Consider the following 13800-nt stretch of genomic DNA (forward strand, 5'->3'; position numbering starts at 1 on the left):
CGATAATTATCATTTTAGAGGATTATTACCGATGTTTTCGAACTATTAAAATTAACCTTTATTCTACTTCAACAAAGTCTTTTTCTAAAATCACAGCTTTTGGAAATAAAATATTGTTTTCCAAATGAATGTGCTTGTGTAAATCTACCTCAAACTCTTTCAGCATGGCAAAAGTCACTTTGTAAGTCGTACAAGCGTCTGCTGGCGGAGTATAATTATCGGTCAACGCAGCGATTTCTCTAAAACGTTCGCCTTCATTATCGTGTTCGCGCATCATCATCGCAATCGGATTGGAAACGGTTCCGAAAGATGGCTGATGTAAAACTCCATCTGTATCTTTTGTTTTCACCATTCTTTTTACAAATGGAAATAAAATCAATTCTTCTTTTTTCATGTGCTGAGATAATTCTCCTGCACAGCCAATAAACAACTCATTGATTTTGAATAACTCAGGATGATTTGCTCCATGAACTTTGCATAATTTATCTAAAAACGGCAGTAAAACATTCGTTTTTTCTTCCACATAGCGGTGATGTGTTTTCTCAATATAATCTGCCAATAAATCTAATGGCCATGAATTGAAATCAATGCTTCCGTTGTTTTCTGATTTTAAAACTTCCGAAACACTTTCTAATAAAGCATCTGCATCAATATTTTGTTTTTCACATACTTCAGTAACTGTTCGGTTTCCTTTGCAGCAAAAATCTATTCTATATTTTGAAAAAACTGCAGCGGTTCTAAAATCCTCAGCCACAAATGATCCTATTGTTTTGTTTTTTAAATTTTCCATGATAATCTATTTTGTTTTTGTGTGTTTTTATTTTTTGTTTTTTAATGTCAGTTCAAATACAAACCAGGCCATTGTTATAAACCCGATTCCGAAAATTGAATCTCCAATAGCGCGAAGCCATTTTAAAGTAATCATTGCTGGCTGCTGCATTAATTCTGATGAACGAGCATACCACATTCCGTGATTAATACTTTCCACAGCCTGCCAAACTCCAATTGGAAGCAAACTCAAGATTGCCATTAGGAATAAACCAATATTTAAAGACCAGAAAGTGATTTTAAGCAGTTTAGTGTTCCAACTTACGTTTCGGTACAAACTTCTTAATACAAACAATACTAGACCAATTCCTAACATTCCGTATACTCCGAACAATGCGGTATGTCCATGTAAAGGCGTTGTATTTAATCCTTGAACATAATACAGGGCAATTGGCGGATTAATTATAAATCCGAAGATACCTGCTCCAAGGAAATTCCAAAATGCCACCGAAATCATAAAGTAAATCGGCCATTTGTAATCTGCAATCCATTGTGTTGATTTTGAAATTTTATAGTTTTGATACGCTTCAAAACCTATTAAAGTCAGCGGAACCACTTCCAAAGCGCTAAATGTTGCTCCTAAAGCCATAATTGCTGTTGGCGTTCCTGAGAAATACAAGTGATGGAATGTTCCTAAAATACCTCCAGACATGAAAATAATGGTTGCAAAAAGCACATTTAAAGTCGCCGTTTTAGTTTTTAATAATCCCAAACGAACAAACAAGAATGCAATTACAACTGTTGCAAACACTTCAAAGAAACCTTCAACCCAAAGATGAACTACCCACCATCTCCAATATTCGGCAATAGCTAAATTGGTTTGTCTTCCCCACATTAATCCAGCTCCGTAAAACATAGCAATTGCAGTACAAGAAACTAAGAACAAAATGATTAGGTTTTTCTCTTCTGTTTTTTTCTTTAAAACTGGAAGTAACGGACGAATCATTAAAGCCAGCCATAAAAACAGTCCAACTAAAAGGAAAATCTGCCAAAAACGTCCTAAATCAACATATTCGTAGCCTTGGTGTCCAAACCAGAAATTTTGAACTAAATTTAATTTCTGCATTACTCCAAACCATTGTCCAGCCATTGATCCTAAAACAATAATCAACAAGGCAATAAAGAGAAAATTAATACCAAAACATTGAAATTTAGGATCTTTACCAGAAACTGCCGGAGCAATGTACAATCCAGTTGCCAACCAAGCTGTTGCAATCCAGAAAATTGCCAATTGTGTGTGCCATGTACGTGTTACGGCATAAGGCAGAATTTTATCAATCGGTATTCCGTATAAACCGTGCCCTTCTACTCCATAATGTGCTGTTATGATTCCGAAAACCATCTGCAGAACCATCAGCAGACTTACAATCCAGAAATATTTGGTTACCAAGCCCATAGATTTGGTTTTGCCCTGCTTGATAAGCGGATCTTCTTTTGGAAGCGGAAATTCTTCTTCTTCACCTGATTTTGCATGATAGAAAACTAAAATTCCAACACTCAAAATCAGTAAAATTATACTTACTCCAGACCAAGCTAAAAGTTCTGTTGTGGCAGTATTTCCAACCAATTCATCTGACGGCCAGTTGTGTGTATACGAAATATCTCCATTAGGACGATTGGTGACTGTTGCCCATGTTGCCCAGAAGAAAAAGGCATTCATTTTATGCATTCTCTCTACATCTTTAATCGAATTTTTCGGAATCGCATATTCTTCTCTCAACTTATCAAATTGAGGATCATTTGTAAAAAGCCCTTCATAATATTCGCTTAAATACTCAATTGCGGCCAAACGGTTTTCAGAAATGGTAAGCACTCCTGTCTCAGCATCGTATCGATTGGTTCTTAAATCTTTCTGCAAACGGACCTTAAGAGCCGATTGCTTTTCGGCGTCTAATTCATCATATTTTTGATTAAAATCTTTCTTGGCATATATATCCAAGATAAAAACGGCTTCTCTATGCAACCAATCTGCGGTCCAGTCTGGGGCCACATAAGCGCCGTGTCCCCAGATAGATCCCACTTCCTGGCCACCTATACTTTGCCAGATATTTTGCCCGTCTTTAATTTCGCTTTCGCTAAAAACAACTTTACCAGAATCGGTTACAATTTCTTTTGGGACTGGTGGTGCTTGCTGATAGATTTCGTAACCAAAATAACCCAGCACTGCAAATGATATACTCATTACCAATGCAAAAACCAGCCATAATTTTTTTTCTCTTTTCATTCTTTTTTTATTCAATAAAAGATATTTTTGTCTTTTATTAGTTTTTAAAAAAACTCCAAAGCCAGTTACAGCATTTGGAGCTTTTGTTTATTTACTCAACAATTAGCACACCTTTCATCATGGCCACGTGACCAGGGAAAGAGCAAATAAATGGATATGATCCTTTTTTATCAATTGTAAACTCGATTGTATCTTCTTCTCCACCACCAATTAATTTAGTGTGTGCAATGATTGAAGCTTTTTCAGATTCTGGAATATAATCAGTTGCTTTAGCATCATTCGCTTTTAAAGCAAAAGCTGCTTGATCTGTTCCTTCTCGCAAAATCACTAAATTGTGTCCCATTGCTTCTTTCGGGATTTTACCAACGTGTTTCAAAGTCAATTTGATTGGTTTTCCGGCAACAGCTTTCAATTCATTTACATTAAACTGCATTTGGTCATTTCCTTCAATAACTAAAACATTTTCCTCTGTGGCTGCAACTGTTGGAGCTTGTTCTCCTTCAGTAGATGTTTCGGTTGTTTCTGTCGGTTCAGCTGGAGTTGTTTCTTTTTTACCACAAGAAGTAACTGCTAAAAATCCCATTAGGATTAGTACTGAAATTTTGGTTTTTGTATTCATTTTTAAGATATTTAATAATATTAATTGTTCGCATTTGTCGCTTTAAGAAAGAAATCTCCCGATTTTACATCAGAAGCTAACTGTTCTAAAGTTGTGTTTTTAAGCATTTCTAACAGCAGTCCTCTTATTTTCTTAAATTCGTGATGAACGGGACAAGGATGTTCTTCTGAGCATTCTTTCAATCCGATTCCACAACCGCTGTATATTTTATTTCCGTCAATAGCATCTACAATTTGAATTAATTTTATTGTTTTCGATGCTTCGGGCGAAACTTCAAATCCGCCCCCAACTCCTTTTGTTGAATGAATTATGCCACTTTTGGTTAAAATCTGCATAATCTTGGCTGTAAATGGTTCCGGCGAATCAATTTCTTTCGCAACATCTTTTATTCCAACCCTAATTCCTTTAGAAGATTTGGTTGCAATAAATATTGAAGCTCTTATTCCGTACTCACACGCTTTTGAAAACATACATCTCTAATTAATTCCACACAAAGATATACAGGTTTTAAATAAAAGACAAACTTATCTTTAATTATTTTTCTAAAGATCAAATATTATTTATAATGAAACTAATTAGTGCCAACAATTACACATATTCATCATTCAATTCTTATAAAAACCAATTTTAATTTTAACTTTGAGAGTATTAAATTTTAAATATTTAACAAATGCCTTTAAGCAATTCAAAAGATTTAAAACTGGCAGTCCTTATTGATGCAGACAATGTGCCATATAGCAATGTAAAAGGCATGATGGAAGAAATTGCAAAACTTGGAACGCCAACTACAAAAAGGATTTATGCCGATTGGACAAAGCCAAACGCAAATGGATGGAAAGGCGTTTTACTGGAACATGCTATTACTCCTATTCAACAATATAGTTACACAGTTGGAAAAAATTCATCAGATTCTGCTCTAATTATTGATGCAATGGATTTGCTATACTCTGGTAAATTGGATGGTTTTTGCATTGTTTCCAGCGATAGCGATTTTACAAGGCTTGCTGTGAGACTTCGTGAATCGGGTATGAAAGTAATTGGTATTGGAGAAAAGAAAACACCGAACTCGTTTATTGTGGCCTGCGACCGATTTATTTATATTGAGGTTTTGGATGGAGCTATTCAAAAGAAAAAGCCTAAAACAACCGCTACTGATACCAAAAAGCCAATTGAAAAACCTGCCGAAAAAGCACTTCATAAAATTGACAAACAGACTATTGAGCTGATTGAAGCTACTATCGAAGACATTGAAGATGATGATGGTTGGGCATTTTTGGGTGATGTCGGGAATCTAATCGTAAAGAAAAAACCTGAATTTGACCCTCGAAACTATGGTTTCTCTAAATTGACACCAATGCTTAAATCATTAACTGATATTCTGGAAATCGACGAAAGAGAGTCAGACAAAAAAGGAATCAAGCACGTTTATGTACGCTTAAGATTCAATTAAACTTTTAATATTTATACACTGAAACTAAATGAGAATACCTCTTTTACTTCTGCTTTTTTGTTTTACTTTTTATAAAGCAGATGCACAGAATTACTCGGAAACAATAAAAAAAGCCAATTCTTTATATCAGTCTAAAGACTACAATAAATCTTTAGCATTATACGAAGAAGCTTTTAAAATAAATACGGATGAATATGTAGACATTTACAATGCTGCATGTACCGCTGCTTTGGCAAATATTCCAAGTAAAGCATTTAAATATTTAAACGAAGCAATAGATGGAGGCTGGACAAATGTCGATCATTTAAAAAAAGATACGGATTTAGAAAGTTTACATGATGATAAAAACTGGAACGAATTATTCAACAAAATACAATTAAAAATAGATTTAAAAAATCTAGTTCCTTATAGAATTAAAGACAAATGGGGGTACTCAAATAGTAAAGGAAAATTATATATACCCGCGAAATATGATTCTGTAAACTTTTTCAATGAAGACAATTTTTTCAATAAGTATGTAGCAATCAATATCATTAATAAAAAATATTGCTTAATAAGTAACGATGACAAAGTAATTATCCCTGCTCAATATGAAAAATTAGAATTGATACACAAGGGCTTGTTAATTGCTAAAAACAAAAACAAATATGGTATTATAAACAGCAAAAACAAAATTGTAGTTCCCATGATTTATGACAGCATTGCTGAAAATTATGAATACAGTAAAAATTCTTCTAAAGAATATTATTACTTATCAAAAATTGGGAATGACTACTTTATCATTGATGCTCAGTTTAGTGTCAAAAAAATAAATAAAACAGATTACGATTCGAAAAATCACGAATACGTGATGGGTTATTTTCCGGATGATCTGAAAAAATTGGAAAACGAAAAATGGGATTATATAAAACAGAACAAACGACAAATACTGGAAAACAACAAAACGGAGATAGATTCCTTTTCAACTAAACCTTATGAAATCTGGGGAGCATTTTCTAATTTGGTTAAAATTTATAAAAATGGCAAATCTGGATTCGTTGAAATTGATGAATTGCTGAAATATAAAATAGAAAAATTGATCGTACCTCAATACGATACCATAATTGATATTCGTTTTGATGAGCCGGCTATGATTCCAAGGTTCTTTTTAGCAAAAAATGGCAATAAAATTACTGTTGTTGATTTTAATAATAATGTCCTTTTACCACCAATTTATGAAGATTACAGTAAATTAGGATATCGTAATATTTTCATCAAAGACAAAGGAAAGTATGGTTATTTTGATTTAGAAACAGGAACCGAAATCAAACCGAAATATGATTTTTTAAATTATTCTTATGACGATTTGCTGAAAGTCAAATTAAAAGGAAAATGGGGCTATATAAACACTATTGGTTTTGAATATTTTAAAGATTAGATCTGATTTCTTTTTTATAGACAAACCTCAAAGTTAAAAACTTAATTAACTCTCTGTTTGGAAAAAAACTAAAAAAAATCACATATTACAAAGATACATCATGAGAAAAAAATTTTTTATTTACGGATTCTTATTGTTTCTAATTGTTGCAGCAATTTATTACTATACTGGACGAGGTTATTTACTCGTATTTATTATCCCAATCTTACTAATCGTAGGAGTTTATAATGCATCTCAAGAAAAACATGCTATTTTAAGAAACTTCCCTGTTCTAGGTTATTTCAGATATTTATTTGAAATGATTGCACCTGAGATTCAGCAATATTTTATTGAAAGATCTACAGACGGAAAACCTTTTTCAAGAAACCAGCGTTCGTTAGTTTACCAAAGAGCCAAAAATATTGATTCGAGCACTCCATTTGGAACACAATTAAACTTAAATACAGAAAACTACGAAGGAATAAAGCATTCTATTTTCCCTGCAAAAGTAAACGAAGAATTACCTCGTGTATTAGTTGGAGGAAAAGATTGCAAACAGCCTTATTCTGCTTCTTTATTTAACGTTTCGGCAATGAGTTTTGGTTCGTTGAGCGAACATGCAGTTCGTGCCATTAATATTGGAGCAAAAAAGGGGAATTTCTATCAAAACACAGGAGAAGGTGGACTAACTGAATTTCACCTTGCAGGAGGCGGCGACATTACCTGGCAGATTGGTACAGGATATTTTGGCTGTCGTGATGCAGAAGGAAATTTTAGTCCTGAAAATTTCTCTGAAAAAGCAAATCTTCCAAATGTAAAGATGATCGAGATTAAAATTTCTCAAGGTGCAAAACCAGGTCATGGAGGTGTATTGCCTGCAGCTAAAAACACAGAACAAATTGCTAAAATTAGAGGCGTTGTGCCACATACGATGATTCTTTCTCCTCCAGGCCATCATGCTTTTTCTGATGCCAATGGATTAATTCAATTTATTAAACAATTACGCGAGTTATCTAACGGAAAACCAATCGGATTTAAATTATGTATTGGTAATACTGAGGAGTTTGAAGCAATCTGCCAAGAGATGATCAATGAAGATACATATCCAGATTTCATTACCGTTGATGGTGCAGAAGGTGGAACTGGAGCTGCTCCGCTTGAATTTGCAGATGGTGTAGGAATGCCTTTTGAGCCTGCTTTGATTTTTGTGAATAAAACTTTGGTACGTTTAGGCATTCGTGATAAAATGCGCATTATTGGAAGCGGAAAAATCATTTCTGGTTATTCTATTTTACATGCCATTGCTTTAGGTGCAGATATGTGTAACAGCGCAAGAGGATTTATGTTCTCTTTAGGTTGTATACAAGCCTTACGCTGTCATAATAATGAATGTCCAACAGGAGTAGCAACGCAAAACAAAATGCTGATGAAAGGATTGGTTGTTACAGATAAATCTGAAAGAGTGTATCATTTTCATAAAAACACGCTTCATGCGGCAAACGAACTTTTAGCTGCTGCCGGAAAAACCTCATTTGCAGATGTTGATATCAACATATTTATGCGTGGAGATGAGTTTACTAATTTATCGGAACTCTATTTTCCAGACAATTTGAAAAACGTTACGCAATTCTCATAAACAGAAAAGCCTCTTCAAAATTGAAGAGGCTTTTTCTAAAAATCTATTTTAATTACAATTTTGCTGTTTCTTTACCTGCGCTTGCATTTCCTTCTAAAACGGCTAATTCTTCTTGATCTACTAATTCTTGAGCCAAAATAGCATTATTATAAGCTAAGAAATACACGTCAAACTTTACACCTTCTGCAATAAGAGAAGATGAAATCTGATCGTTTTTAATCATCTCTTTTAATAAGCCCGGAAAAGATTCTTTGTAGGCTAATTTATTTGCATCGTTTTCCTCTAAATTTGTTTCAATTCTGATTTCAATTTTATTGTCGTTTAGAAAAGCTTTTGCTGTTGTACTAGTAATACCGCTTCCTTTTATAGAAGATGAATTATTGTAATTACTTACATGTTCCTGAATTTTCTGTTTGGTGTTTTTACAGCTAATTAAAAATAATGCAAAAGCTAGCGCAAATGCGATTTGGGTAATTTTTTTCATAAATTTTTGGTTTAATAGTTATTTTTTAACTCAAACATAATTAATTTATAACATAAAACCAATATACTTTTACAAAAAAACACCTGTAATTCTTTGAATTCAAACTGATTATACTCGTGAAAAGGAAATATTTGTAAGAATAAAAACGTTTCCTTTACACTTAATTTTTAACTGTAAATACAAAAAAGTCTCTTTAAATAAACTTTAAAGAGACTTTTAATATGTAAGAATCCAAATGATCCGTTTCCTATAAAAATGTGATTTATTATTTTAAAATATATTTAAGAGATTCCCCTGTAAGCACCTCTTTATCTAAAACAGTATTATCATTTGCCAAAAAGTAAACATCAAATTGTACCCCCTCTTCTATTAATTGTCTTGGAATCTGATCTTTTTCAATCATAGATCTTATTAACTTTACAAATGATATAGAAGAAGCTAATTTATTGCCTTCATTTTGGTCTAAGCCAGTTTCAAATCTCAATTCAATTTTATTATCATTAATGTAACCTCTTGCTGTAGTAAGCGTTACATTTTCGGCTCTAAAACTTGGAGCAATGTTTTTGTTGTACGTAACGACATACTCTTGAAGTTTCTGTTTGGTATTTTTACAGCTTGCAAGCATCAATACCATCATTATTGCAAAGGCAATCTGGCTTATTTTCTTTAGCATAATATTCTATTTTAGTTTTTGAAGTCTTAATAATGCCTCAAGATAGTAATAATCTGCGTAATTTATAGAACAATCTACCTCACTGTTTGCTGGTTTATGTCCTGTTGAATGCAATAAAAATGCCGAATTGACATCATGACTCTGATAATGATCTGAAAGCGAAACGATCATCTTTTTAGCTTTTGTCAAATATTCAGTTTTTAAATTCTTGTCTTTTGTATACGAACTTAATTCTAAAAGTGCAGACGAAACAATCGCCGCCGCCGAAGCATCTCGAGGTTCATTAGGAATATTTGGCGCATTAAAATCCCAATACGGAACTAAATCTTCCGTAGTTAATTTATCCAAATAAACACGTGCTAATTTATGGGCAAAATCTAAAAACTTAACGTCTTTTGTTTCTCTATACGTCATTGTAAAACCATAAATCGCCCAAGCCTGACCGCGTGCCCACATACTATCATCACTGTATCCTTGCGCTGTTCTTCCTTTTATCTTTTTTCCAGTTTCATAATCATAAATCACAACATGATATGAAGTATTATCTGGTCTAAAATGATTTGCCATTGTGGTTTCGGCATGCTTTACAGCTATGTCGTATAAATTTTTACTTCCGCCATTTTTTGAAGCCCAAAACAAAAGCTCCAAATTCATCATATTATCTATAATAGTATTGTGTCCGCCCATTTTATTGTGAGGCCAAGATTGGATTGTTCCCACTTTTGGATTGAAAAGTGTTGCCAATGTATCAGCAGTTCTTAAAACAATCTGTTTGTATTCTGGATTTTTAGTCAATCTGTACCCATTTCCAAAACTATTAAAAATTTGAAAACCTAAATCATGATCCGCAGCTTTACTTACAGATAGAGGCGTTAAAAAACGACTGAATTTATCGGCGTCTTTCTCCCATTTTTTATCTTTTGTAGCTTCATATAAAAACCACAATTCTCCAGGCCAAAATCCGCTTGTCCAGTCTTTATAACCGACAAATTTCCATTCTTTACTTCCGTTTGGCACTGTTCTCGGAGAAGTACCGTCGTTTGGAATTACTTTTAATGTTTTAGAAGCTTGTTCTGCGCAATAATCTAACTGTTTTTTAATATTAAACGTTTTGTCTTTTTGAGAATAACCTTGATTTCCTAAGAGAAACAAAGCTGCAATCAGGGTAAAAAATTTTGCCTTCATGTGGTTGATAGTTTGTTTAATCGATAAATTTATAAAATAAAGTGAATCCTTTAAGTTTTTGTACTTTTTGTTACCTAAATGTGGATTATTGGTGTACCATTTTATTTAGGCTTTATTCATGTTCTATACCTCTTTCCTCTTTGTCAAAGTTTAAGACTAAAGTTATAAGGTATTTTAATAAAAAATAAATGATAAAGTTGCTTTTTACGCATTTTTGTCATTTCGACGAAGGAGAAATCTCCGTAAGAAGCTCGACAAAGATTGGACTTTCGATGCGGAGTTACTTGTGAAGATTTCTCCTTCGTCGAAATGACAAAAATCGTGGCTATTCTGTGTAAAACTAAACATTTCTTACACTCTTGTTTTTAAACTTTGACAAAGAAAAATTACAACTGATTACATACATTTGCTTTAACCAAAACCCAATCTCAACTTGAACAAAACCAGAATCTACTATTTGATAGTTTTTCTAAGTATCATTTTCCTCGGAATCCTTTCCAGAAAAATCTCTTTTATCCCTCTATGGATAGGCGATTTTCTGTATGCTATAATGATTTATTTTTTAATTCGGATATTTCTTCCGTTTAAAAATGCTTTCGGAATTGCGTTGCTTTCTTTATTGATTTGTTACGGAATTGAATTTCTACAATTGTATCAAGGCGAATGGATGATAGAACTCAGAAAAACACTTTTTGGAAGATATGTTTTAGGTCAGGGATTTCTTTGGGAAGATATCATGGCTTATACTTTTGGAACCCTTGTGGTTTTTATAACTGAGAAATTTACCTTGCATTATCTCAATCAAAAGTCTGTGTAATTTTTTCGATATTTAAACTGTTTGCCATTGCCATGAATATCTGATGATATGTTCCTTTATTATCATACAATTCGTCATGAGTTCCTTTTTCTACACATCTTCCCTTTTCTAAAACTATAATACTAGAAGCATCAATAATCTGGGAAATACTGTGCGATATAATAATCACGGTTCTATCTTTTTTAATGGCATCTAACGATTTTTTAATTTGCTCTGTTGCAATAGCATCCAAACTTGCTGTTGGTTCATCGAGGAAAATGATTGGTGGATTTTTGAGAAATAATCTAGCAATTGCAATACGTTGTTGCTGGCCGCCTGAAAGCAAATGTGCATCAGAATCATATCCTTTTGGCAACTGAATTACCTGTTCGTGAATATAGGCTTGTTTTGCCGCTTCTATAACTTCTTCTTTGGAAGCTTCAGGTTTTCCGTATAAAATATTCTCTGCAATTGTACCTTTAAAAATATGATTTTTTTGCAGTACTAGACCAATATTTTTACGCAAAAAATCTGTATTGTATTCCACCAAATCAACTCCATCCAAAAATATCTGACCAGACGAAGGCAAGTAAAATTTATCCAATAAATTAATAATCGTACTTTTTCCAGCTCCGCTTAATCCAACCAAAGCTGTTGTTTCATTTGGTTTTACAGTGAAATTAATATCGTAAAGCGCCTGAGTTCCGTTTGGATATACAAAATCTACATTTTTTACTTCTATCAATCCAACAACTTTTTCCGGGATAAAATCACCGCTTGTTTCCACTTCTTTTTCTGCTTCTAAAATATCGAAGAATCCTTCAGAATAAATCAAAGCGTCATTTACCTCGTCATAAATTCGGTGTAATTGCCTAATTGGCGACGAAACATTATTAAACAGCATTATATGAAACATTATGGCACCAATTGTCATTTGATTATTCAAAACAAAATAAGCAGTCAGAATAATGATAATTACCACTCCTATCTGTTCGACAAAGCTTTTAATGCTTTCAAAAATAAAGCTAGTCTTTCTTGTCTGCAGCTGATTTTCGGTCATTTCAAACTGAATTTTTTCGTGTCGATCGGCTTCTGTAGACTCACGTACAAAAGATTTTATTACCGTTATCGATTCAATTAAACTGATGATTCCATTGTTTTTAGTTTCACGATAATTGCGCATTCTTCGTCTAAATCCGCTCAATCTCGTTGCCTGCAATTGACTGATATAAAAATAAATCGGAATAATACATAAACTCACCAAACCCACATAAACATTGGCATAAAACATAATTACTAAAGCCACAAAAGCGTTGGCAAACAAAGGCAGAATATCAATAAAGAAGTTTTGAACCAATCTGGTCAAACTACTAATTCCAGCATCAATTCTGGTCTGCAGTTTTCCGCTTTCATTTTCATCAGAAGTATAAAACTCCATTCGGTAACTTAGAATTTTTTCTACTATAGTTTGCGAAATATCACGCGTAATGAAAATACGGAGTTTTTCTCCGTAGAATTTCTGTCCAAATTGAACCACAGAATTAACCAACTCTTTAGTTAACAAAACGATACTAATGATTCCGAGTAAATGAAATCCTTTGGATAAAGGTTCGTGTGCAACCATTAAATTGTTTATAGTATCTACAGTATATTTTAAGATTACAGCATTTACCTGCGCCGCAAACGAACCCAAGAAAGTTAGCAGTAAAGTTGCAATTACCATTTTTCGATACGGCTTTACAAAAGGCAAGATTTTTTTATAAAGTACTGATAATTGCATTTATTTGAATTTTAGCTAACATATCAAATATAAGAATTCTAAATTTGTGTTGAAAATCATTTAAACACATTATACTTATGAAACTCGTTTTCGCTTCAAACAACAAAAATAAAATCGCCGAAATTCAAAGCATGCTTCCTGAAAGCATAAAAATATTGAGTTTAGAAGATATTAATTGTTTGGAAGATATTCCAGAAACAGCTGACACCATAGAAGGAAATGCTATTTTAAAAGCAAATTATGTAACTCAAAGATATGGTTATGATTGTTTTGCAGATGATACAGGTCTAGAAGTAAATGCATTAAATGGAGAGCCAGGAGTTTATTCTGCGCGATATGCAGGTGAACAAAAAAATGCAGACGACAACATGAACAAGCTTTTAGACGCATTAAAAAATGAAGAAAATCGCAGCGCCCAGTTCAAGACCGTTATCACTTTGAACCTGAATGGAAAGCAATATTTGTTTACCGGGATTGCAAAAGGAGAAATCACCTTAACCAAAACTGGTACAAATGGTTTTGGCTACGATCCTATTTTTAAACCTGAAAATTTCAATGAGACCTTTGCAGAATTGCCTTTAACAACCAAAAACACTATAGGCCATCGTGGAAAAGCAGTTAAGCAACTCATTGATTTTCTGAGCACCACAAAATAATTGTTTAAAATACAACATTTTATTAGCTAAATTTTAGATTTTGAGACGTGTTTTTTGGCATATTTCTTCATTT

At 33.1% G+C, this 13800-nt stretch carries 13 protein-coding genes; 5 read left to right on the forward strand and 8 right to left on the reverse strand.

Annotation, left to right across the window (positions count from 1 at the left end):
* Positions 1-58 precede the first annotated feature (58 nt).
* The 4 genes from ric to AC5ZCW_RS16555 all read right to left on the reverse strand — a co-directional run bounded on the left by ric (position 59) and on the right by AC5ZCW_RS16555 (position 4141).
* Positions 59-790 carry an iron-sulfur cluster repair di-iron protein gene (gene ric / locus AC5ZCW_RS16540; protein ID WP_496120875.1) on the reverse strand — a complete coding sequence of 244 codons (732 nt, stop codon included), beginning with the start codon at positions 788-790 and terminating at the stop codon, positions 59-61.
* 27 nt (positions 791-817) lie between these two features.
* A complete protein-coding gene (locus AC5ZCW_RS16545; RefSeq protein ID WP_496120876.1) occupies positions 818-3052 on the reverse strand; it encodes a nitric-oxide reductase large subunit in 2235 nt (744 codons plus the stop codon).
* Between the two features lie 91 nt (positions 3053-3143).
* Positions 3144-3671 carry an azurin gene (azu, locus tag AC5ZCW_RS16550; protein WP_496120877.1) on the reverse strand — a complete coding sequence of 176 codons (528 nt, stop codon included), beginning with the start codon at positions 3669-3671 and terminating at the stop codon, positions 3144-3146.
* A 20-nt stretch (positions 3672-3691) separates the two neighbouring features.
* The gene (locus tag AC5ZCW_RS16555) at positions 3692-4141 is read right to left on the reverse strand and encodes an RrF2 family transcriptional regulator (RefSeq protein ID WP_343542115.1); all 450 of its coding nucleotides are present in this window, start codon (positions 4139-4141) and stop codon (positions 3692-3694) included.
* A gap of 200 nt (positions 4142-4341) precedes the next feature.
* Between AC5ZCW_RS16555 and AC5ZCW_RS16560 the strand changes: the two genes are divergently transcribed.
* The 3 genes from AC5ZCW_RS16560 (at position 4342) to AC5ZCW_RS16570 (ending at position 8153) form a co-directional block, all read left to right on the forward strand.
* Positions 4342-5121, forward strand: a complete 780-nt coding sequence (locus tag AC5ZCW_RS16560; protein WP_281631935.1) for an NYN domain-containing protein — start codon at positions 4342-4344, stop codon at positions 5119-5121.
* 28 nt (positions 5122-5149) lie between these two features.
* Positions 5150-6538 (forward strand): WG repeat-containing protein, encoded by a 1389-nt coding sequence (locus AC5ZCW_RS16565; protein WP_343542117.1) that lies wholly within the window; start codon positions 5150-5152, stop codon positions 6536-6538.
* 100 nt (positions 6539-6638) lie between these two features.
* Positions 6639-8153 carry an FMN-binding glutamate synthase family protein gene (locus tag AC5ZCW_RS16570; RefSeq protein WP_177210246.1) on the forward strand — a complete coding sequence of 505 codons (1515 nt, stop codon included), beginning with the start codon at positions 6639-6641 and terminating at the stop codon, positions 8151-8153.
* Between the two features lie 52 nt (positions 8154-8205).
* Here the strand turns inward: AC5ZCW_RS16570 and AC5ZCW_RS16575 are convergent, their stop codons facing one another.
* From AC5ZCW_RS16575 to AC5ZCW_RS16585, 3 genes are all read right to left on the reverse strand, one after another.
* Positions 8206-8637 (reverse strand): hypothetical protein, encoded by a 432-nt coding sequence (locus AC5ZCW_RS16575; protein ID WP_496120878.1) that lies wholly within the window; start codon positions 8635-8637, stop codon positions 8206-8208.
* 265 nt (positions 8638-8902) lie between these two features.
* Positions 8903-9310 carry a hypothetical protein gene (locus AC5ZCW_RS16580; RefSeq protein ID WP_343542120.1) on the reverse strand — a complete coding sequence of 136 codons (408 nt, stop codon included), beginning with the start codon at positions 9308-9310 and terminating at the stop codon, positions 8903-8905.
* 6 nt (positions 9311-9316) lie between these two features.
* On the reverse strand, positions 9317-10495 hold the full coding sequence (locus tag AC5ZCW_RS16585; RefSeq protein ID WP_496120879.1) for a glycoside hydrolase family 88 protein: 1179 nt from the start codon (positions 10493-10495) through the stop codon (positions 9317-9319).
* Positions 10496-10928: 433 nt separating this feature from the next.
* On the opposite strand from AC5ZCW_RS16585, the gene AC5ZCW_RS16590 reads away from it, so the two are divergent.
* Positions 10929-11312: a ribosomal maturation YjgA family protein gene (locus tag AC5ZCW_RS16590; RefSeq protein ID WP_496120880.1), complete on the forward strand. Its 384-nt coding sequence runs from the start codon at positions 10929-10931 to the stop codon at positions 11310-11312.
* On the opposite strand, the gene AC5ZCW_RS16595 is transcribed toward AC5ZCW_RS16590, so the two are convergent.
* Positions 11293-13071: an ABC transporter ATP-binding protein gene (locus AC5ZCW_RS16595; RefSeq protein ID WP_496120881.1), complete on the reverse strand. Its 1779-nt coding sequence runs from the start codon at positions 13069-13071 to the stop codon at positions 11293-11295. The two genes, AC5ZCW_RS16590 and AC5ZCW_RS16595, sit on opposite strands and share 20 nt — an antisense overlap.
* A gap of 77 nt (positions 13072-13148) precedes the next feature.
* On the opposite strand from AC5ZCW_RS16595, the gene AC5ZCW_RS16600 reads away from it, so the two are divergent.
* Positions 13149-13727, forward strand: a complete 579-nt coding sequence (locus AC5ZCW_RS16600) for a non-canonical purine NTP diphosphatase (protein WP_496120882.1) — start codon at positions 13149-13151, stop codon at positions 13725-13727.
* Positions 13728-13800 lie beyond the last annotated feature (73 nt).

It is taken from the genome of Flavobacterium sp. PLA-DH12, from assembly GCF_059511845.1.

Bases quoted from the DNA above. Each gene is read 5' to 3' on its own strand.
- AC5ZCW_RS16555 (WP_343542115.1), bottom strand. From the start codon at position 4,141: ATGTTTTCAAAAGCGTGTGAGTACGGAATAAGAGCTTCAATATTTATT.
- AC5ZCW_RS16545 (WP_496120876.1), bottom strand. From the start codon at position 3,052: ATGAAAAGAGAAAAAAAATTATGGCTGGTTTTTGCATTGGTAATGAGT.
- AC5ZCW_RS16575 (WP_496120878.1), bottom strand. From the start codon at position 8,637: ATGAAAAAAATTACCCAAATCGCATTTGCGCTAGCTTTTGCATTATTT.
- AC5ZCW_RS16600 (WP_496120882.1), top strand. From the start codon at position 13,149: ATGAAACTCGTTTTCGCTTCAAACAACAAAAATAAAATCGCCGAAATT.
- azu (WP_496120877.1), bottom strand. From the start codon at position 3,671: ATGAATACAAAAACCAAAATTTCAGTACTAATCCTAATGGGATTTTTA.
- AC5ZCW_RS16580 (WP_343542120.1), bottom strand. From the start codon at position 9,310: ATGCTAAAGAAAATAAGCCAGATTGCCTTTGCAATAATGATGGTATTG.
- AC5ZCW_RS16560 (WP_281631935.1), top strand. From the start codon at position 4,342: ATGCCTTTAAGCAATTCAAAAGATTTAAAACTGGCAGTCCTTATTGAT.
- AC5ZCW_RS16570 (WP_177210246.1), top strand. From the start codon at position 6,639: ATGAGAAAAAAATTTTTTATTTACGGATTCTTATTGTTTCTAATTGTT.
- AC5ZCW_RS16595 (WP_496120881.1), bottom strand. From the start codon at position 13,071: ATGCAATTATCAGTACTTTATAAAAAAATCTTGCCTTTTGTAAAGCCG.
- ric (WP_496120875.1), bottom strand. From the start codon at position 790: ATGGAAAATTTAAAAAACAAAACAATAGGATCATTTGTGGCTGAGGAT.
- AC5ZCW_RS16565 (WP_343542117.1), top strand. From the start codon at position 5,150: ATGAGAATACCTCTTTTACTTCTGCTTTTTTGTTTTACTTTTTATAAA.
- AC5ZCW_RS16585 (WP_496120879.1), bottom strand. From the start codon at position 10,495: ATGAAGGCAAAATTTTTTACCCTGATTGCAGCTTTGTTTCTCTTAGGA.